This is a genomic window from Vitiosangium sp. GDMCC 1.1324 (assembly GCF_003044305.1).
Classification (GTDB): domain Bacteria; phylum Myxococcota; class Myxococcia; order Myxococcales; family Myxococcaceae; genus Archangium.
The window spans coordinates 16183-34021 of sequence record NZ_PZOX01000037.1 but is presented as its reverse complement, the minus strand read 5'-3'; the positions used below and the strand labels follow the sequence as shown (position 1 = coordinate 34021).

The window sequence follows — 17839 nt, the reverse complement described above, 5'->3', positions numbered from 1 at the left end:
CTGGAGCGCCCGTGAGCACCGACCCACGACTCGAGGCCTTCCTCTCTGATGGCTGCGAGGTGTTCGGCAGTGTCCAGCAAGGCGAGGACCTTTGGACGCGAGACCCGTTTGACGAGGAGTCCGTCAACGCTCCGGCCCGACATGAGTTCAAACGCCTGCTGGAGCGTGCGGTGGGGATGCGCTCGCCCGGGACCGGGAAGCTGTTGCTGTTGCTCGGAGAGGCAGGCAGCGGCAAGACGCACCTCGTGCGCTTCTTCCGCAGCCTCGTTCACGGCCAGGGGAAGGGTTACGTCGGCTACATGCCGATGACGGTCGACACGCCCAACTACGAACGTTACGTCCTCACCGAGCTGATTGGCTCCCTCAACGACCACCCCTACGACGAGCTCGCCGGCGAGACATCAGGTCTGAAGCGACTTTCCGACGCGGTGATGAAGTGCTGCACCGGCGATTACGTGCCGCTCATAGCGTCGGAGCGCCCCCTCGAAAACGAGAAGCTGCACGGGATGGTCACATCCGTCGCCTTCGACCTGCAGGAGGCGGATCCCCGCTTCCGTACGGTGGACGTGGACCTGCTGCGCGCCCTGCTCTACTTGCAGAACCGAGATCGCCGCCTGCACCGCGCGGTGCATCAGTGGTTGTGCTGCAGGGAGCTATCGTCGGTGGACAGCAAGGTGATTGCGAGCCTCGTCCCACGGAGTGGCGAGGAGGCTCCGAGGTGGATGCTGGAGCAACTCGGCCGGCTGATGAGCGCGCTGGGACAGGCCTTCGTCATCTGCGTGGACCAGGTGGAGGACATCAGCGACTTCAAACAGCGCCCGGACATGGAACCTGCCTTCCGCCGAGCGATGAACATTCTTGCCCACCTCGCTGGAAAGATTCCCAGGGCAGTGGTCGTCGTCTGCTGCCTCTCGGACTTCTGGTTCGATGTGCGGGAGAAGCTCCTGCGCTCCATGCTGGACCGCATCGAGCATGACCCCGAGCCATTGGAGCTCGAGAAGCTGGTGTCAGCGGAAACAGCGCAGGCCATCGCGGCACGGCGCTTGAGGCACCTCTACATGGACCGCGGCGCCACGGTCGACCCAGCGGATCCGACATGGCCGTTTCCCGCCAGCGGCTTCAGGGAGCTGGGTGGAACGCCAACCCGAAACGTGCTGGACGCGCTCCGTCGCTTCCGCGAGCGGGCCATCCAGGAGCGCCGTCTGCCCACCCAGTTTCCCCTCCCGGCATCCGAGGAGCGGCGAGGCGGAGGAGGCGCGCAGCCCACCACATCGGCTTCGGGTTCCGTGGACATGGAGCAGGCATGGACCCGTTTTCGCGCGACGTTCCAGGCCCAGGTTCCAAGCAAGGACGGGGAGATCGCGGCGCTCCTGGCGTGGGCCATCGAGGTGGGTAGCAGCGAACTGGATGGTGCGGCGCGATTCTCCGTCCAGCAGCGGGACGAACAGTTGCTGGACGTCACCCTGCAGCCCGAGGGAAGCCAGCTTCTTGTGGCGCTCTGCAACAAGCGGCCACAAGGCGGGCAACTCGCGAAGCAGATGGCCGAGGCGCTCAAGGCCGCCACGGGAAAGGTTCCCGTCTTCGTCCGCACCACCGAGTACCCCTCGTCGATCGGTACCGTCGTGGCCAATCAGATCAGCACCCTGCAGAAAAAGGGCGGACGCCGGACGGTACTCAGCGACAACGACCTCAGGCAGTTGGTAGCGCTCCAGACGTTCTGGCTGGCCCACCACACCGAGCCAGCGTTGCTGGAGTGGGGCCGCACGACCCGGCCGATTACCCGAGTGAAGCCGGTCAGCGACATCCTGGGCTTCAAGCTCATGGACACCACGCCGCCACCCGCGTCGCCGCCCCCCACGTCTCGGAATGGGGGTTCGCCTTCCAGTGGGAGCACGGGTCTCTTGTCCCAAGCTGGGACCGGCGCGGCCGCGATGTCAGGCCCCCAGGCTCTTGCTCCATCAGCTGATGCTGCACCGGGGGTGCTGCCTCGACCCGAGATGACCGTGCCCACGATGACCTCCGCTCCGCCACCCGCAGATTCAGTCTCGCCACCAGCGCGCGACGGACATCGGGGCACAGAAACGACGGTCTCTCCATGCCCCGCGCCGCGTAGCCCCGCCGCCCCGTCGCAACCGGCCTCCTCTCACGAGACGCTTACCGGGCCTCTGAAGGTGGGTACCCAGGAAGGCCTCTTCACCCAGCCCATCGCTTTGGAGCCGGGCGAGCTGACGAGGCACAGTGCCTTCCTCGGCGGTTCGGGAAGCGGCAAGACGACAGCGGCGCTCAATGTGCTGGAGCAACTGCTGCTGCGCGGCGTTCCCGCCATCCTCGTGGACCGCAAGGGAGACCTGGCCGCGTATGCACGGGAGGCGGCGTGGCAGGAGAAGCTGGAGGACGGGCCACTTGCTGAGCGCCGCCGCCTGCTGCGTGAGCGCGTGGACGTGGCGCTCTACACGCCCGGCCGCTCGGACGGACGGCCACTGGCCATTCCCGTGATACCGCGGGGCCTGGAGATGCTGCCCCAAGACGAGCGTGAGCAGGGCGTGCAGCAGGCAGCGGACGCCATCGCCGGCATGCTCGAGTACAAGAGTAGCTCTCGGGACAAGGCGGCGCGTGCTCTGCTCGGGCAGGCACTCCAACTCCTGGTGCAGCGCCCGCTGGGGCGGGACGCGACACTGGAGATGGTGCAGCAGTTCGTCCAATCCGGGGACCCGGTACTCGTCGAGGAGGCCCATGGGTTGGATCCGAAGGTGTTCGCCAAGCTGGGCCAGGATCTGGCGATGCTTCGCCTCAATACACGCGTCCTGCTCTCCGCCAGCGGCGAGCGGCTTGATATCGAGGAGTTGCTCGGGCGCGGGCCCACGGGCGTGCCGGGACGAACCCGGCTGAGCATCATCAGCACCAAGTTCCTGGGGGGAACACCGAGCGTCCTCTTCTGGGTGTCGCAGCTTCTGGCGGAGATGAACCGCTGGGCCAGCCAGCACCCCTCGCCCGAGCTCCAGGCGGTGCTGCTCTTCGACGAGGCGGACCTGTACCTGCCCGCGCAGAGCCGGCCCGCTACGAAGCAGCCGATGGAGAACCTGCTCAAGCGCGCGCGCTCTGCGGGCGTGGGGGTGATGCTGGCGACGCAGAGCCCGGGGGACCTGGACTACAGGTGTCGCGAGAACGTGCGCACCTGGTTCGTCGGCCGCGTGAAGGAGGACACGGCCCTCAAGAAGCTCAAGCCGATGTTCACCGATGCTCGTGGCGGAGATGCCACCGCGAAGCTCGCGGCCCAGAAGACCGGCCAGTTCCACCTCCAGCGAGATGGACAAGTGCAGCAGCTCAAGGCGGACCGGAACGTCATCCTCACGGAGCAACTCGGCGAGGATGAAATCCTCCGGCTCGCACGCCGCACGCTGGATTTGAGCACGGCCGCCCGCGTCTCCCGCTGAAATGTGCTTCCCGGCTCCAGGGGCGACAGCCTTCGCCCTGCCTCATTGGTGTCGGTGGAGAGCGTGGTGTGGAGCTGGCTCTTCTTGGCCCTCCCCTTCTCCCAGTTACCCGCCGGGCGCGACCTTCGCCCGCCTTGATTCCAGGTGGCTACCGGGCGGCGTGCCACCGGTTCTGGTGCGCGATGTCGGTGCGCGACAGCGGACCCAGGTGCTGGGCCTCCAGCGTTGAATGCTACGCGCCCGCTGGCCAGCCAATGGTGCCGTACACGAGGCGGCGCACGAGGGAGAATTCGGTGCCGCTGCCCTGATGCTCGAGCAACTCGTCCGCCTTGCCCGGCAGCACTGCGGCGACAGCGCCCAGGCCCCGCGCGAGCCAGCCGGGAGTCTCCACATGCGTCGCGTGGGCCTCGCGCACGAGATGCACGAGGCGAGCCGCCACACGCGCCGCATGGTGAGGCGGCCGCGCCCTCGCCGCGCTGTCCGCGCCCTCGGTGAGGAGCTGGTACACGAGGTCCGCCTCGCAGGAGCCCGGGCGCTGCTCCACCAGGGCCTCCGCCCCTCCAGGTAGCTCCGCGGCCACTTGGCGCAGCGCGGCCCCTACCCAGGTCCCCACCTCGGCTCCCTCGGCCTGTGCCGCGCGACCGAGTGCGACGAGCTGGCCCTCGTACCGAGCCACGTCAGCGGGGGTAGCGCGCGGGAGCGTTGGCTCACGCACTAGGCACCGACGAAGCCGCCCCGGAGGCACCACCTCGACGCCGAGCTCACGGGCCTGACGCAGAACCTCCTCGGAGGGTTGGCTGTTGGCTTCAGGCCCGGCGGAAGGCGCAGTTGGGGGCTTGCGGGCGTCCGTCATCGCTCATCTCCATAGGGAACCTGGAAGCCATGCCTTCCAGCTCGTCCTCGAGCGTTGGCCCGAGCAGGCCTCACGCTCTACGCGGGAGGCCTCTGGCCGGCAACCCGCCATCACCCGAGGTGCCCGCTACGGCCCCTTCCGTGCCTCGACGCCTGCCGCTCAGCCGGCTGGGCTCCCCTCCGTCCGACAGGTGGCGCATGCGGGTAGGGTCTCCGCATCCTTCCTGTGAGGTTGGTCCCGCCGAGGCGGGTTTGAGCATGTTGTACCATGCCGTCTTTTTGCACGGTTCCCACAGTGTGCCACTCTGCAGCACAGGAAAAAGTGCGTGCTATAGCACGACAAAAAGCGCGGGAAAAAGTGCGTGCTATAGCACGACAGATCCTGAGGGGGGAAGGCGGCGCATGGTGTGCCATGCGCTGGCCCGCGCTGCGTCGTTGTGGGGGGGCGGAGCCCTACCCGAATAGTTACGGCATGTTACAACATGCTCTCTAAAGCGCATGGTGTGCCATTCTCAAAGCTCCTGGGGAAAAGCTGTGGGGCTCGATGTCGCGCTCACGTGTTTTCGCGGGGTTACCTGGGCGAGCAGCCGACAAGAGGTACGTCACTCTGGGTATCTCGTCGTCCCTCGGGAGCTGCGTCACTCTGGGTATCTGAGGTGCGTCAGTCTGGGTATCGAGGTACGTCAGTCTGGGTATCCGGATCGCCGTTTTCCTGAACGATCACCGCCGCTTGCGTGATCCTCCTAGACGATCCTTCCTAGACCCACCTTCCCTCCACTTTTTTCCCGACGTGGGCCCTGTGGATAACTCGGCCAAAGTGCCCGCAAACCGCCGGATTCCAAGCGGTGGGCGCCTAACGGCGCCGTCATGCGGGCCCTCTCGGGCCCTCAAGCCTCAGGGCGGCTGGCCGCGCCGGAACGAGGCTTCCGCGCTCCGCCCCCCGGGAGCACGGCGCCAAACACCCTTCCGCTCCGAACGACCACCATGCCGCTGGGGCACCCGGCGGGGGCGAGTGGCTGGCGACCCATGCGTCCGCCCAGCTCCCGCGCCAGTGCTCCGGCCGCCATCATTAGGGGTGCTACTTCCGCTCGCACTCTGTGTCCGGGCCGGAAAATCGGGTGAACGACAGCGGTACGCCGAGTTGTTCCAGGTGCTGCTGGACGCACTGGGGTGTTGCACGCGGAGGCTCACAGGCCTCGTGCAGGTACGGCCTGGGATTGTGATGCGGGCATAGCGCATGGTATGCCATGCGCGTGGAGGAGCCCCACCGTGCGCCAGCTTCCCGAGTTGCCCCCTGACGAGACTCTGCTCCGTGTTGTGCTGCTCGTTCCGGTGGGCACGACCTGGCCCGTTGGCGCCTGTGGAGCCGGCGGCGCCCCCTTCTCTCCTGCCGAGGCGCGCCTCCTGGCCGCCCATGTCGCGGCCTCGGCGATTCGCCGGGCCACACTCGAAGGCTCGCCCCTCCTGGACCTCTGTACCGAGCAGCAACGCCAGCAGGTCACCACGGTCATGCGGGAGCTCGCTCGGGTCCTCTCTTTGACGAGCCTCTCTATAGAGGAGCCGTCCCGTGGGTAGTCGTCGGGGCGAAGTGTGTCGGCATTGCGGCCAGCGTACCCGGTGCGAATGGCAGATCGCGGGTGATCTTCGCCGCCTCGTCCGCGATCAGCGCCACATCTTCCGCGAGCTCATCGTCGATCAGACCTTCCCCACCGAAGAGGCCCGCTCCACCGCCATTGACGCCCTCGCCCTTGGCAACGCCGAGTCCCGACTTCTTCGCATCGCCTACGAGCTGCGCGGCCTGTGCCCGCAGTGCGCCTGCATTCTCGAATCCCGCGCCCTCAACCGACGCCTCGCCCTCAACGAGTTGCCCGTCTCCCCATGCTGACTCCGCTACACTACCTCTACGGTACTCTGGGCGTTCTCCTCGTCCTCTCGGGCGACGTCCCCCTCGGCGTTCTCACGCTAATGGCGCTCACCATCGGCATCGCCGTGGACCGCTGGTGGCGTCGCCCTCCCTTCCACGTCACGGCCGTCCTCTCCGCGCCAGTAGGCGCGCACGCACGCCTCGCCGTGGAGCGCATCGTGGACGAACTGGCCTTCCGCTATTCCCTCTCATACGAGCAGCTCGGCCACCTCCTGGAACAGATGGGGCGGGAGCTGCGCTCCCTGGGGGAAAGGAGATGATGCTGCCGCTCTCCGCCCTCCCCTGCGTGCTCGGCTACCTGGAGGCGCTTGGCTCTCTCATTGAGGCCGCTCATAGCGAGAGGCTGTGCCGCGAGGAGTGGCTCACCGCGGCGTGGTGCGATGGCCTCAACAGCCTGCCGGAGCGCGCCGCGCGTGACGACTGGCAGGAAGGCTACCGCGAGCGGGCCCTCACTGCGGCCAGGGAGGCTGCGCGCGCGCTGCCCGCGCCTCGGCTCTTCTGCCCGAGGGCAGCCGCGTGATGCCACCGCCACCGCTCTCCGCGTACCTCGGACCTCTCTTCCTCCAGTTCTCCGAAACCCTGGAGTCCTTCACGCGCGCAACCCTCTGGGAGTTTCTGTCCATCACCGCTTGGCTCGACGCCATGGAGGCTGACGGCTACCAGTCCCCGGCCGAGGAGGCCGCACGGGCCCAGTGGCTCGCCGCCTACACCGCGAGGGACGCCGCCGGAAGGCGGCTGCTCTCGGACACGCGTGTCCTCGTTGCCCTTACCAACCTCAACCCCCGTCCTGCGCTCGCCTGAGCCCACCCCATGCCGCGTCTCTCCAACACCTACCCTCCCAAACGCCTTGCTACCAACATCGGTGAAGCCTGCCGCGCCGCTCGCGTGGAGGCCGGGCTCACTCAAGAGGACGTCGCCGATAGAGTCGGCATTGCCACCGAGGTGTACGGCCGCCTCGAGCGCGGCAACATGACTCCGAGCGTCCCCACCCTCCGCAAGGTCTGTCTCGTCCTGAATCTCTCGGCCGACGCGGCCCTCGCCATCGACAAGGAGGCCAGGCTCCCTCCCCGCCCACCGGCCACCGATGCTGGCGGCGACGAGGGGGCTTCGCCGGAGCACCGGCGTCTCATTCGCCGAACCAAACGTCTGCCGCGCAGGGAACTGCGTATCCTGGGCGTCCTCGCCACCATCCTTGGAGAGAAAGGGGGCACCCCTTCCAAGGAAACCACCAGCGAGGAAGAGGCGCGAAGCTGAATCCGAGAGGGTGGGCGCGCTCCAGTCGTCTCTACCGCAGGCGCGTCGGCCAGCAGGACACCGTCGAGCGCCGAGCCGCTCCGCGTCCGCCTCCAGGCACTCCGCCTTCACGGAGCAACTCCGCTGCGACCCCTCTGCGGGGCATGTGGGCAGCCCCGAGAAGCAGCAAGCGAGGTTCCGGGCCACGTGTTCAAGGAGCTGCCGCCGTGTTGGCCTGCTCGTTTTCTCCCGCCCGCCGGCCATCCACGCCAGGGGGCCTCCGAGCGCTTCGCAGCGGACCTGCGTAGGGGAACCGTCCATGCCGTCGCCCTGCCCCCCTGCGCGTGCGGAGAGGCCCTCCCGGACCTTCTGGGGCCATGCTCGCGCACGAGCTGCATGCGGAGCCGACGTTGCTCGACGCGAAAAGGCTCCCGAGGTGGCTGAATGTCCTACATTGGAGCCGACCACCCACACGGCCAGCCAATGTGTGTGCGAGCTTGGTGCAACGCTCGAAACCTGCCGTTATCGTGCGTCCCGCTCCCGGGCAGGCATGGCCCTCCTTCTCTCCTCGTGGTATCGCGTCTCCATGACGCACGATAACGGCGCAAGCTTGTTATCCGCTGACGAGGTGGTGGAGGAGTACCGGCGGGAGCTGGATCGCCAGCGAAAGCCCCTGCATACCGTGCGGGCCTACGTCGGCGACGTGCGCTCCTTCCGCGCTCACTTCGAGCGCGAGGGGGGCTCGCTCTTCCCTGGGGGCGTTCGGAGCGATGACGTCCGCGGTTATCTCTCCGCCCTCAACGCCAAGCCCGCCACGCTCCACCGCCGCCGTGCTGGCCTCGCCTCCTTCTTCCGTTGGGCTGTCTCCGCCAAGCTCTGCCGCGAGTCACCCGTGGGGGGGCTCGCCGCTATCCGGGTGGCGCCGCTGAGACCGACTCAACGCCGGGCCCTGGGGGCGAAGGAGAAGAAGCGCTTCCTGGCCACCGTGAAGGAGCACGGCACCCTCCGGGACCAGGCCGTGTGTGAGCTGCTCCTCGCCACGGCAATTCGTGAGGACGAGCTCGTGCACGTGCGGCTCGAGGACGTGGAGCTGGATGAGCACTGCGGCAGCGTCCGAGTGCAGGGGAAGGGTTCGCGCAAACGCACCATCCCCCTCCACCGCGGCGTGCGCCGCGCCCTCTCCTCCTGGCTCGCCGCCCGTCCCCTCCTTGGGCCCTACCTCTTCCCGGGGCGGTACGGAGGCGCGCTCGCCACAAGCTCAATACGGCGGCTCGTTGACAAGTACGAGCGCCTCTCGGGTGTCACCGGCGTCACCCCTCATGTGCTCCGCCACACCACGCTTACGGAGCTGGCTCGCCGCAAGGGACACGACATCGCCCTGGTCGCCGCCTACGCGGGCCATGCAAAGCCCGCCACCACTGCCCTCTACCTGCAACCCACCCAGCAGGACCTGGAGGCCGCCGTGGATTCCCTCATGGAGGACTGAACGCCTCGGGCGCGCCCGTCCTCCCCTGGCTTGGGTGCAGGCTATGGCATGCGCTCTCCCCTGAGCCTGGAGGTCCTCGCCGTGCGCTCCCGAACTGCGCAGCGATTCACCACCGACGAGGGCTGCGCCGGCGAGCTCGCGCGTTTGTGCATGCTCGTCCTCGACGAGGCCCGCAGGCTCCCCGAGCCCCTCGGCATCCCCCGCTCTCTTTCAGCGCACCGTGGCCGACAACTAGGTGCTCAACCTCCATCGGAATGCCGCCAGCTTCTGCTCGCGCTTCGTCTTCTTCTTCGCCCATGTGCTCCGGACGCTCCCAATGCCAGTGCGCAGCAGTTCGTCGCCGCACAACCCCACGTCGTGGAGAGCTCTACCGCCTGTTGGATAAGCCTTTCTCCTCTCTCGAGGAAGCTCGCTCGTGGGTGGCGTCCTTCGTCGGCTGGTACAACTCCCAGCACCGCCACAGCGCCATCCGCTTCGTCACTCCAGACGACAGGCACTTCGGCCGCGAGGCTCAACTGCTGGCTCGCCGCCACCAGGTGTACCTGCGAGCGCACCACCGTCACCCCGAGCGCTGGCGCGGCAACACCCGCGACTGGACTCCCACTGGCCCCGTCCGCCTCAACCCCTCCCCGCACCCCACCCCTGCCGCGCCTTCTCTCCGGCCGACCGCATGAGTCAGCTTCTCGCGACAACTACGTTGACACCCACCGCACCCCAAGTACCTGACGCGGTTGGAAGGGGGAGGAGTCAACCCCACGGTGACAACCCAGGTAGCTGCTTCCGTGGCCTACAAGGTTCCCCTACGTGACCTGTCCCCCGAGGAAAAACCGGGGACTTGATCCAGCGGGATGCCTTGAAGAACCCGAGGGAACCTCAGAGGGGCAACGAGGCAGGCGGGCAGGCCGGGTGGGAGATGTAGGACCCAATTATCCCTTCAGTAGAGGGGAGATAGACGTAAGTCTCTATAGGTATCTATAAGAGTTCTTAAGGTGCGCCTCCGGTGCTCACCAAGAGAACCCCAGGAAGCAGTGCCCTTAGCGGCTAGTTCCTCACCCTCTCTGCCCAGAGAACCCCAGGAAAACCCCCGGGGCATTCGTAGCTAGTAGCTCCTCACCGGCCTTACCAGTCCTGTCCCCTTGTGGGTGACTCCTGGTAGGGCCGGTTTTTTCCTCCCCAGGGGGAGCCTTGAAGGGAGCCCCGGGGGCATCGGAGAGGGTCAAGCACTTCCCGAAGAGTACCCCTCTATTAGTGCTTTGGCCGCGTAAGCCCTGATGCCGCTCACCCCAAGGTCTCGGATGTACTCGCACCGACGAAAGAGATTGTCATCACCCGTGATGAACATGGTGCAGGCAGCAGCGGTAGCCGCAGTGAGGTAGTCGTACCAATCGCCGCGCCCGCCTTTTCTGGCCGACTTCGTCCGAAAGAGGCCGATCACACTGTTCTGGGTCGTAGTGAGTTGCTCCGCTGGTGGCGCCGCGTTGGCCAAGTTGGCCCGCCATACGAGATGTGCGGCGCAGTTGAGGACCGGGCACTGAGAAAGCCGCTCCTCTACCTGCTTTGGCGTCATTCGGCCCTCAAGCAGTCGCTCCGCAGCCGTATCGATCATCAAATCACCGACTCCGAGTCTTCGACGACCTTTGATCTCGCTGACAGCATACTCCGCCGATATTTCCCGCTCGTCTTCCGGGAATTCCTGCCTGAGCCGTCGGACGTGATCCCGTAGGTTACGATCCATCTCGAACAGGGTGTCCTTCTTACGGGCTACGTAATTAGCAATGAAGGATGCCCGGGCGAATACCGTGGGGAATTGACGGTCATCGAAGCCCGTCATCCATTCGAATAAGCTAGGGCCTGGAGGAACCTCCACAGGGCCGGGCCGACGCTGCTGCAACTGCGCACGAACTGTGTCATCAAATGAAGCCGCCCCACGAAGCCTCCCTCCGGCCTGCTTCCGTAGGGCACGAAGTCCATTGAGCCGTTCGGCAACTCCCTGTTCGTTCTTCCCGGCTACTTCCACCAACGAGGTCTCCGCGAGGTAGCAGGTGAGATCTTGGGCCTCAAGCCACTGAGCAAACCACTCGCGCAACTCACTTTGCGTGGACACCGTCTGTAACGTGCAGGTGTCAAGCATGACGGTGCGCGGAAGACGAGAAGGGATGACGGGCACTGTAGGAGTCCGAGGTCGGGACATAGTGGCTTAGACCTATTACGAGAGCCGACAAGGTCTCTCGTGTGCGCTCCGCAGGGCAACCGCAGAGCTTTCAGTAGGAGCAGCAGCAAGGCCCCCAGCAACCCCCAGGAGCCCCGGACGGGCCTACCCGCTACGGGGCCGGGACCCCCGAGGCCCCGAAAGAGGCCCAGCGGGGCGCCTGGAGAGGCAGCCCGAAGGAGAACCCAAGAAGGATTAGGGAACGCGGTCCATACCAACGAAGTCGTGAATAGCACCTTCGACCGCTCGTTTCACTTGCTCCCTGAGAACATCCGGAGTGGACGCAGGAACGGACACGGATTTGGGGACCGGCCCCCCAATCAAAGTACATTCGTGGTAGACACGCACATCCCACTTCAATTCGCGACCGTCGTGTTCAAACGACCCCTCGTAGTTGTACATCTGTCCATTCGGATGTTCGTACTTATCGCTAACCGTGCCGCTGACTTTCTGGTTCATTCGTTTCCCACTTGTGCAGTCCCGTGTTTCAGGACGTCAGGCCTCACGGGCCACACACGGAGGTAAACGAGGCGGGGCGGTGCATCCATTTTTCAGACCGGGTGTCGTGTCCGGAGCCGGAAACTAGGCTCCGCGTCGCACAGCAGCCCCCACCGCGTCCCGCTCGGCTTCCGCATGTTCCCCCATGCCCCAGCAAGGTCCCAGGATCCCGGGAGACCCTGGAGGGCCTCGGTGGGGGAGGGGGGCTACTACTGAAGCATGCTCCGAGTCCTCAACATCGGCTCGGGGGAGAGTAGCTTTCGCTCCCAGGTGCGCAGGATCACCTTCAGGATTGCGCCCCAGGTGAGCAGGAGCACCTTCAGCCCCGTGAGATACGACGCCACCACAAGGAACGTGTTTACCGTCGATGCGTCCTTGAGTTCCTTGACAACGGACAAAGCGATACCAGCGACCTCAGAGCCGCCCATGAAGACACCTCGTTGTTTTACAGCGGGTTGATAGCGGGTAGTTGTACCACTCGGCCTGCTACAGGCCTGTTCGCCGGTAGCCGGGAGACCAACTACCCGTAGAGCCCATGCCGATTTGGTCGGTCAGTGCTCCGGTGAACATTTGAAGCGGGGCATCCCCATTCGCAAACTGTCCAAGCGAAAAAGCACGCTGACCTGTATAGAGAGCGACAGGTGCCGCGCGTTCGGGTGGCGGATCTCCGACGGATCCCCCCGTCACCCGAAGCAACTACGCCGACATTGGGCAGCAAACCGACTCGGCATGGGTGAGTAGCACCCCCACTGCATCGCGATGATGGCGGGGACGCGCGCCTCGATCAACCGAGGGCCGACTCCGGAGAGCGCCCTACGCTCGTCTGCCCGGGCGGACTCGCACGCAGTGAGGATTGCCCACGTTGTGGTGACGGACACGAAGCTGGACGGGAACGCCTACGTCTTCTCCTACGAGACAATCGGCCGCGCCCGGCCTTGGAGGGCTGGCACCCTCAAGGCCCTCCGCTACGCAGGCCTTCGGCTCCGCTCCAATGCCAAGACCCTGGGCATGCGATGGCTCTCGGATAGGGCCGGGGACGTAGTGCTACGCACGACGTTCGGCCGGCGCCTGAAGCGGTAGCACCTGGGATGCGGCACTCGCCTGCGAACCGGTCCAGGGATTTTCACCTGAGCCGCAGTGGACTCCTGGATGTCTGAATACCTGCGGGACGTAGAGAAGCTTGCACCAGCAGTGTGCTCGTCCGCCTGCTCGCTTCGCGTCCCGCCCTGAGAGGCGCCCCGCTCCCCAGAAGCTCATAGCCCCAAGAGCCGTCGTCCTCGTGGCGCTCTTCGGCGGGCGGATGGGGGGCAGCGCAGGCGGCTGGCGGCGCCTGTCGCCGTGGAGTGCCGAGCTGGGCCTCTACGTCTCTCGTGTTTTGTGGCGTACCCTCCTGGTGCTTGCCCCGGTGCACCTGTGCTGAGCGAGGGTGCGAACCTTGAGCGCACGGCGGCCAGGGGAGCCTCCCGCCCCTCTTGCTGAGTGCTGCCGGGGCCTCTACTGTCCGCTGCGCCGTCTCCCCCGTAGTGCGGGGGTCCGCCCGAGGGTGTTGGTGCTCGTGTCCTTCCCCGGCTAACGGGGGTCCACCGCTTAAGCGCACCGCAGAATCACCCTCCCCGCGCGAGCGGGGGTCCACCTCTGGGCCTCACTGCCGTCGTGGCTTGGCGCAATTCTCCCCGTGAGAGCGGGGCCTCCTTCAGTACCTGGTTGCCCACGCGGCCCGCTGGCACTCCCGGCGGGCCTCAGGTGCTTTCTCGGCGGTGGGGCGCAGCCCCCCGCCGTGCAGTCGCTAGTACCCCGCAGCGTACTCGGCCACGGTGGTGCCCTTCGTCATCTTCACCCGGAGGAACTTGTCCTTGCGGCGCTCGAAGGCCTCTTTCAGGCCTCGGTGGATGCTCTGCGCCACCTCCTCGGGGTTGTAGTCACCCTCGGACTTCCCCCTCACGGTGAGGACGTGGTTGGCGTACTCCACCGCCCCCTCGGGGAACTTCCGCTTGATGACCTCGCGCGTGAGAGCCTCCTCCTTCTCGAAAGTCTCCTGCGAGCGGATGCCGTACTTGAGGGCCAGTTCGTCGTCCGGGACGATGGGCCGCGCGAAGCGATTCTTCGTGTCCACCTCGAAGTACATGCCCATGTCCCCGCCGCCCGAGGGGTTGGACCACTCGAAGCTGACTAGGTGGAGGCCACCTTCCACCTCCTTCGCGCTCCACCCCTTCACCGTGAGCGCCCCCCGGAGCTCGCCCAGGCGCGACTGCACGAGGCTGTCCAGCCTGTCCGACTCGGCGACGTTCATGTAGCGCTTCACCATGCCGGCGAAGTCCTCCACACCCGTTTGCATGCTCTGCTTCGCCAGGGCGATGGCGAGCTCGCCGCCCGTTGCAGGAACTGGACGGAGCGACTTGTAGCCGATGGACAAGGCGCCCAGGGCCACCCCGGCGATCAGCACGGCGTTGATGAAGGTTTTGGCTGCAGACAGGACAACGGACTTGAGTCCCTCTGACATGGTGTTCTCCCCCCGGTACATGCCGCGTGGATGACGACGGCGCGCACGATAACACGTCTCGTCCGGGCGGCAGGTTTTCGGTGACTATGAAGGGCCCGCTCCTTTCCGGAGCCTCTGTCCTGTCCGGCTTGCTTCCCGCGCGCTGTGTTGCGCCCGAGGGGATATGGTCTTGACAAGCCCTTGGTGCGAGGGAACGGCCCGCGGGCGTGGTTCGTGCGCTGCTTCAAGCGGGGCTGTCTGGCCTGGCGGGGTCCTCCATCCGCTGGAGCGGCACCGCGGCCTGCCCGCTCGGAATCACATGGACACTGACCAACCACTTGCCCGCCGGGTCCCCTCCCACGATGAGCAGGATGGGCTCGGGGCAGCGGTACTCTGCAGTGCGAGCAATGCGCCCGAGTTGCTGGAGATCCGTGCTGCTCGGCACCGGCGCGACATGGGGATGGAAATGCCACTCGCCCAGGTAATGGTCGCCACGTGTGGCCCACCGGCGCTTAAGCCACTTCTGGAGGTCCTTTGTTCCACGCTGGAACGAGCTGGGCCCACGAACCGAGTCTCTGGGAGGTCCGGAGGCGGCACCCACCCGGGCACAGTCGAGCGTGGCGGAGTACCCGCCCACGAGGATGCCTCCTGTCTCTAGCCGGCCAGACGTGCGGCACAGATGGAGGAGCCTCTGGATGGTGGCTCCTGGTACGTGCACCCGGAAGCGTGTATTTGCGGAGCGGAATTCAAGGGCTGGCATGCGCTTCCACAGGGGACACATGGGTGACTCCACGAAAGTTGTCTTCGTGTTCCTCTCGCTCGTAGACATCGAGCCGCACGTCGGGGCGCATGGCCGTGGCTCGCACCAGCGCCTTCACCGAGATCGCCGCGGCCAACGCCACATCATCCGCTCGAGCAGGAAAGACGGGATGCCAGCAACCGAGTCCCTCTCTGGGCAGCGCGGTGCGCCGGAGTTCCTCGTGCTCCTGGTGGACCCACGAGTCGGCCTGCTTCCAGAACTCACCTGACGGGAACGACGTGCCTGTTGCGCTGAAGCACAGCAGGCGCTGCGCCCCCACACCAAAGGAGGCGGAGAAGAACAGGCGGGGCCCGCCCCAAGTGTGCCGGCCCAGTACCTCAATGACCTCGTCCGAGGCGGTACAGTCCAGGATGGTGTCGCATTGGGAAACGAGCCAGTGACTCCGAACCGTCTGCTCGTCCAAGGACTTGGGAATGGAGTGGACCTGCAGGTCCGGATTGATGTGACACAGGCGACCCGCGAGCGCATGCGCCTTGGAATACCGCACGCCCGTCACATCCAACGTGTGGCGGACGAGGTTGCCCGCCTCGAGGACTTCCCCGTCCATGATGACCAAGCGGGAGACCCCACCGCGAACGAGCAACTCCGCCATGGCGGAGCCCAGTGCCCCCGCTCCGAGCAGCAACACCCTGGAACTCCGCAGAGGCTCCGGCAGCGCCCCCCGGCTGCGGAGGTCCTCGGGCGCCCAGTTGTCGGTGCGAAGCCAGCTGAGGGGAAGGGAGCGCTTGAACAGTTGGGTCTGGTCATGATGCCAGTACGCCTGCTCGTTGCGGCGATAGCCGCGCCTCGCCTCGTTGCCATGGGCGAAGACGGGCAACCGAAGCGCCCACCAGTGGATGCGCACGTTCGGCTCGCCCACCCTCTCTGGAATGGGAAAGCCAATGAGACACAGGTGGCGCTCGCCGTCACGCAGCCGCAAGGCGAAGGAGTGAAGCTCTTTCCGCAGGTCCAGTCCCTTGGAGCGCAGGGCCTCCTCCAACTCGGGCCAAGTGGTGGGGGGCGCGTAGGGAGGTAGGAGCGGAAGCGAGTCGCATCGCATCCACGGCACACGAATACGATTGCGACGATGCCCCGCGCTGAGCAGGTCTCCCCATTCGGGAGAGAACACGCGGTGGCCGTCGAGCGATGAGAACGCCTTCACGGCGAGCAGCCGCGGGTTGCCGGGGACGGGCCTCAATTCCACCCATCCCCGGCGCTCCGGGCTCGCCGTCCAGGTGCCGAGCGACCCGGCCGTCTCGCGGAAAACCACCTGCTCGCTTCCACCGGTGGGCAGGTCGGGGAGCTCGAAAGCATGGCCCGGAGCGAGAAGCTGACCCCGAGCCGCGGTTTCGAGCCACTCCCGCGCGCTCGCGACGTGCCAGGAAAGCCGCGCCTCCGCGCTCCGTGGCTCCTCCGCCCGCGCTCTCAATCCGAGCGACGCCAGTCCCGTCTGCAGACACAGCCGCCCTGCCCGCCACGGTCGAGCCGCCGGCCCTGGCCGGTTCAAGCGCTGGTGCGGATAAGTGTCCTCGACGCTCCCCTTCTTCGAAGGTTGAATGGCGATCCGCCCCCAGGGGTAGTGCTCGTCGATGAGCACGTACCACTCTGTCCACGCGGGAATGCTGCTCCCCGAGGTGTCCGCACGCAGGCGCAGGGGGAGGACCCAGCACTCCTCCTCCGGCTCCCAGGATACCTCGGCGAGCAGCTCCACCCCGGGCACTCCATCGAGTGCCCGGCGGCCCACGCGGAGCTCGTCAGTCATCGCGGGTGCCTCTCTCACGCGAACCTACCGGGTTTTACGACTCCAGGCCCGCCCTGGTGGGACGTGAAGCCATCCTTCTTCGAGGAGGGACCGCCATCGGGAGCCTGGGGGAACTTGTCGCCGAAGAGCTCGCGCCACAGTGGTGCCGCGGTCTGCACATCCGGCGCCTCGAAGGCCTCGCGGGCCGTCTTCGAGGCGGCCACCACCTGCGCGTGGAACTTCGTGAAGTCCTCACCGTCGATGCGCGCCATGACGTTCTGGTCCACCCCCCGGTCGGGTGAGTAGGGGACCTGTTTGCAGGCGGCATGGAAGGCGTAGCGCTGGCTGAACTGCTCCAGGGTCCGCACCACGCCCTCGGCCACGGAGGAGATGCCGTCCGGGCAGCAGTCGCCGATGAGGTGCTCCAGCGGGTAGCTCTTGGGCCGGTCCGGCAGCTCACTGGCGTGGACGAGTCGCCACCACTTGAGGGCCTTCACCACGTTGACGTAGTGCCCCGCGCACCGGGCGTTCTTCTGGCTCGTCCAACTCAGCTGCACCAGCGGGTGGGTGTCCTGCCACCTGCCAAGGTCCCGGTCCGGAATCCGCAACGGCTCCGTCTTCCACTGCGGGGTTCCGTCCAAGGCCGCCTTCACGAGCGGCTGCGTCTCGTCCTCGTCGAGATGGATGTCGTCCTCGCTCTCGGAGAGGGAGCTGTAGACACCCGCCTCGGCTTCCGACGGCGCGGCGGTGATGACGAGGTCCATCTCCACGCTGGACATCTCGATGCCGAAGGAGCGGCCCTGCTGGCGGTACTTGCCCTTGTAGTGCCGCTCTAGAAAGGGTTTGAAGCAGGCCATTGCCTCGGCTGGTGTGAATTCGGACTCCTTCATGCGGGTGACGACGATGAGGTCGACATCCGCCCGCTTGCCGTCCTTGGGCCGGACCGCCGTGTGACGCCTGTAGCTGCCCTGCAGGAACATGCTGACGAACCCTGTCTTGAGCTGCGTGTCCGACTCCAGGCGTTCCCGGAGTCTGGTGTGCCCGTCGATCATGTCAGCTCGTTGGGCGGGCGTCGGGCGGATGTCATTGAGGAAGTCAGTGAAATACGAGGGGAGTGGAAGTGTCATGGTACATTGATCACGAATGGCGCGGCGTTTATTACGTGCACCGCCCTTCCCTTCCCT

16 protein-coding genes are annotated in these 17839 nt (G+C 66.3%); 9 read left to right on the top strand and 7 right to left on the bottom strand.

All coding sequences use genetic code 11. The features are described 5' to 3' along the window. Positions 1 to 11 precede the first annotated feature (11 nt). The gene (locus DAT35_RS54850) at positions 12 to 3434 is read left to right on the top strand and encodes a helicase HerA domain-containing protein (protein WP_199243296.1); all 3423 of its coding nucleotides are present in this window, start codon (positions 12 to 14) and stop codon (positions 3432 to 3434) included. Between the two features lie 232 nt (positions 3435 to 3666). On the opposite strand, the gene DAT35_RS54845 is transcribed toward DAT35_RS54850, so the two are convergent. Continuing rightward, entirely contained in the window at positions 3667 to 4287 is a 621-nt protein-coding gene (locus tag DAT35_RS54845; protein ID WP_158502340.1) for a hypothetical protein, read from the bottom strand. A 1566-nt stretch (positions 4288 to 5853) separates the two neighbouring features. On the opposite strand from DAT35_RS54845, the gene DAT35_RS54835 reads away from it, so the two are divergent. The 7 genes from DAT35_RS54835 (at position 5854) to DAT35_RS59625 (ending at position 9603) form a co-directional block, all read left to right on the top strand. Continuing rightward, entirely contained in the window at positions 5854 to 6171 is a 318-nt protein-coding gene (locus DAT35_RS54835; RefSeq protein WP_146210273.1) for a hypothetical protein, read from the top strand. Beyond that, entirely contained in the window at positions 6165 to 6470 is a 306-nt protein-coding gene (locus tag DAT35_RS54830) for a hypothetical protein (protein ID WP_108077467.1), read from the top strand. Before DAT35_RS54835 ends, DAT35_RS54830 begins: the two co-directional genes overlap by 7 nt. Further along, positions 6467 to 6730 carry a hypothetical protein gene (locus DAT35_RS54825; protein WP_146210272.1) on the top strand — a complete coding sequence of 88 codons (264 nt, stop codon included), beginning with the start codon at positions 6467 to 6469 and terminating at the stop codon, positions 6728 to 6730. Before DAT35_RS54830 ends, DAT35_RS54825 begins: the two co-directional genes overlap by 4 nt. Continuing rightward, positions 6727 to 7011 (top strand): hypothetical protein, encoded by a 285-nt coding sequence (locus tag DAT35_RS54820; protein ID WP_146210271.1) that lies wholly within the window; start codon positions 6727 to 6729, stop codon positions 7009 to 7011. The genes DAT35_RS54825 and DAT35_RS54820 overlap by 4 nt, the downstream gene beginning before the upstream one ends. Before the next feature lie 9 nt (positions 7012 to 7020). Beyond that, complete coding sequence (locus DAT35_RS54815) at positions 7021 to 7464, top strand: helix-turn-helix domain-containing protein (protein ID WP_108077464.1); 444 nt, start codon at positions 7021 to 7023, stop codon at positions 7462 to 7464. Between the two features lie 589 nt (positions 7465 to 8053). Beyond that, complete coding sequence (locus DAT35_RS59630; RefSeq protein ID WP_158502338.1) at positions 8054 to 8929, top strand: tyrosine-type recombinase/integrase; 876 nt, start codon at positions 8054 to 8056, stop codon at positions 8927 to 8929. Between the two features lie 419 nt (positions 8930 to 9348). Continuing rightward, positions 9349 to 9603: a hypothetical protein gene (locus DAT35_RS59625; protein WP_158502336.1), complete on the top strand. Its 255-nt coding sequence runs from the start codon at positions 9349 to 9351 to the stop codon at positions 9601 to 9603. A 542-nt stretch (positions 9604 to 10145) separates the two neighbouring features. Here DAT35_RS59625 and DAT35_RS54800 read toward each other — a convergent pair. Further along, positions 10146 to 10760 carry a hypothetical protein gene (locus tag DAT35_RS54800; protein WP_108077461.1) on the bottom strand — a complete coding sequence of 205 codons (615 nt, stop codon included), beginning with the start codon at positions 10758 to 10760 and terminating at the stop codon, positions 10146 to 10148. A gap of 1085 nt (positions 10761 to 11845) precedes the next feature. After that, positions 11846 to 12064 (bottom strand): hypothetical protein, encoded by a 219-nt coding sequence (locus DAT35_RS54795; RefSeq protein ID WP_108077460.1) that lies wholly within the window; start codon positions 12062 to 12064, stop codon positions 11846 to 11848. A gap of 439 nt (positions 12065 to 12503) precedes the next feature. Here DAT35_RS54795 and DAT35_RS54790 point away from each other — a divergent pair, with 439 nt between their 5' ends. Further along, positions 12504 to 12716 carry a hypothetical protein gene (locus DAT35_RS54790; RefSeq protein ID WP_146210270.1) on the top strand — a complete coding sequence of 71 codons (213 nt, stop codon included), beginning with the start codon at positions 12504 to 12506 and terminating at the stop codon, positions 12714 to 12716. Positions 12717 to 13422: 706 nt separating this feature from the next. Here DAT35_RS54790 and DAT35_RS54785 read toward each other — a convergent pair. The 4 genes from DAT35_RS54785 to DAT35_RS54770 form a co-directional block, all read right to left on the bottom strand. Then, on the bottom strand, positions 13423 to 14136 hold the full coding sequence (locus tag DAT35_RS54785) for a hypothetical protein (protein ID WP_108077458.1): 714 nt from the start codon (positions 14134 to 14136) through the stop codon (positions 13423 to 13425). Between the two features lie 223 nt (positions 14137 to 14359). Further along, the gene (locus DAT35_RS54780) at positions 14360 to 14875 is read right to left on the bottom strand and encodes a Mov34/MPN/PAD-1 family protein (RefSeq protein ID WP_158502334.1); all 516 of its coding nucleotides are present in this window, start codon (positions 14873 to 14875) and stop codon (positions 14360 to 14362) included. Further along, the gene (locus DAT35_RS54775; RefSeq protein WP_108077456.1) at positions 14862 to 16676 is read right to left on the bottom strand and encodes a ThiF family adenylyltransferase; all 1815 of its coding nucleotides are present in this window, start codon (positions 16674 to 16676) and stop codon (positions 14862 to 14864) included. Before DAT35_RS54775 ends, DAT35_RS54780 begins: the two co-directional genes overlap by 14 nt. 14 nt (positions 16677 to 16690) lie before the next feature. Beyond that, a complete protein-coding gene (locus DAT35_RS54770; RefSeq protein ID WP_108077455.1) occupies positions 16691 to 17782 on the bottom strand; it encodes a nucleotidyltransferase in 1092 nt (363 codons plus the stop codon). Between the last annotated feature and the right edge of the window lie 57 nt (positions 17783 to 17839).

What these genes read in the sequence shown, in the direction of transcription:
- DAT35_RS54845 (WP_158502340.1), bottom strand. Translation starts at nt 4,287, where the DNA reads ATGACGGACGCCCGCAAGCCCCCAACTGCGCCTTCCGCCGGGCCTGAA.
- DAT35_RS54830 (WP_108077467.1), top strand. Translation starts at nt 6,165, where the DNA reads ATGCTGACTCCGCTACACTACCTCTACGGTACTCTGGGCGTTCTCCTC.
- DAT35_RS54825 (WP_146210272.1), top strand. Translation starts at nt 6,467, where the DNA reads ATGATGCTGCCGCTCTCCGCCCTCCCCTGCGTGCTCGGCTACCTGGAG.
- DAT35_RS54815 (WP_108077464.1), top strand. Translation starts at nt 7,021, where the DNA reads ATGCCGCGTCTCTCCAACACCTACCCTCCCAAACGCCTTGCTACCAAC.
- DAT35_RS54800 (WP_108077461.1), bottom strand. Translation starts at nt 10,760, where the DNA reads ATGACGGGCTTCGATGACCGTCAATTCCCCACGGTATTCGCCCGGGCA.
- DAT35_RS54795 (WP_108077460.1), bottom strand. Translation starts at nt 12,064, where the DNA reads ATGGGCGGCTCTGAGGTCGCTGGTATCGCTTTGTCCGTTGTCAAGGAA.
- DAT35_RS54785 (WP_108077458.1), bottom strand. Translation starts at nt 14,136, where the DNA reads ATGTCAGAGGGACTCAAGTCCGTTGTCCTGTCTGCAGCCAAAACCTTC.
- DAT35_RS54780 (WP_158502334.1), bottom strand. Translation starts at nt 14,875, where the DNA reads ATGCCAGCCCTTGAATTCCGCTCCGCAAATACACGCTTCCGGGTGCAC.
- DAT35_RS54775 (WP_108077456.1), bottom strand. Translation starts at nt 16,676, where the DNA reads ATGACTGACGAGCTCCGCGTGGGCCGCCGGGCACTCGATGGAGTGCCC.
- DAT35_RS54770 (WP_108077455.1), bottom strand. Translation starts at nt 17,782, where the DNA reads ATGACACTTCCACTCCCCTCGTATTTCACTGACTTCCTCAATGACATC.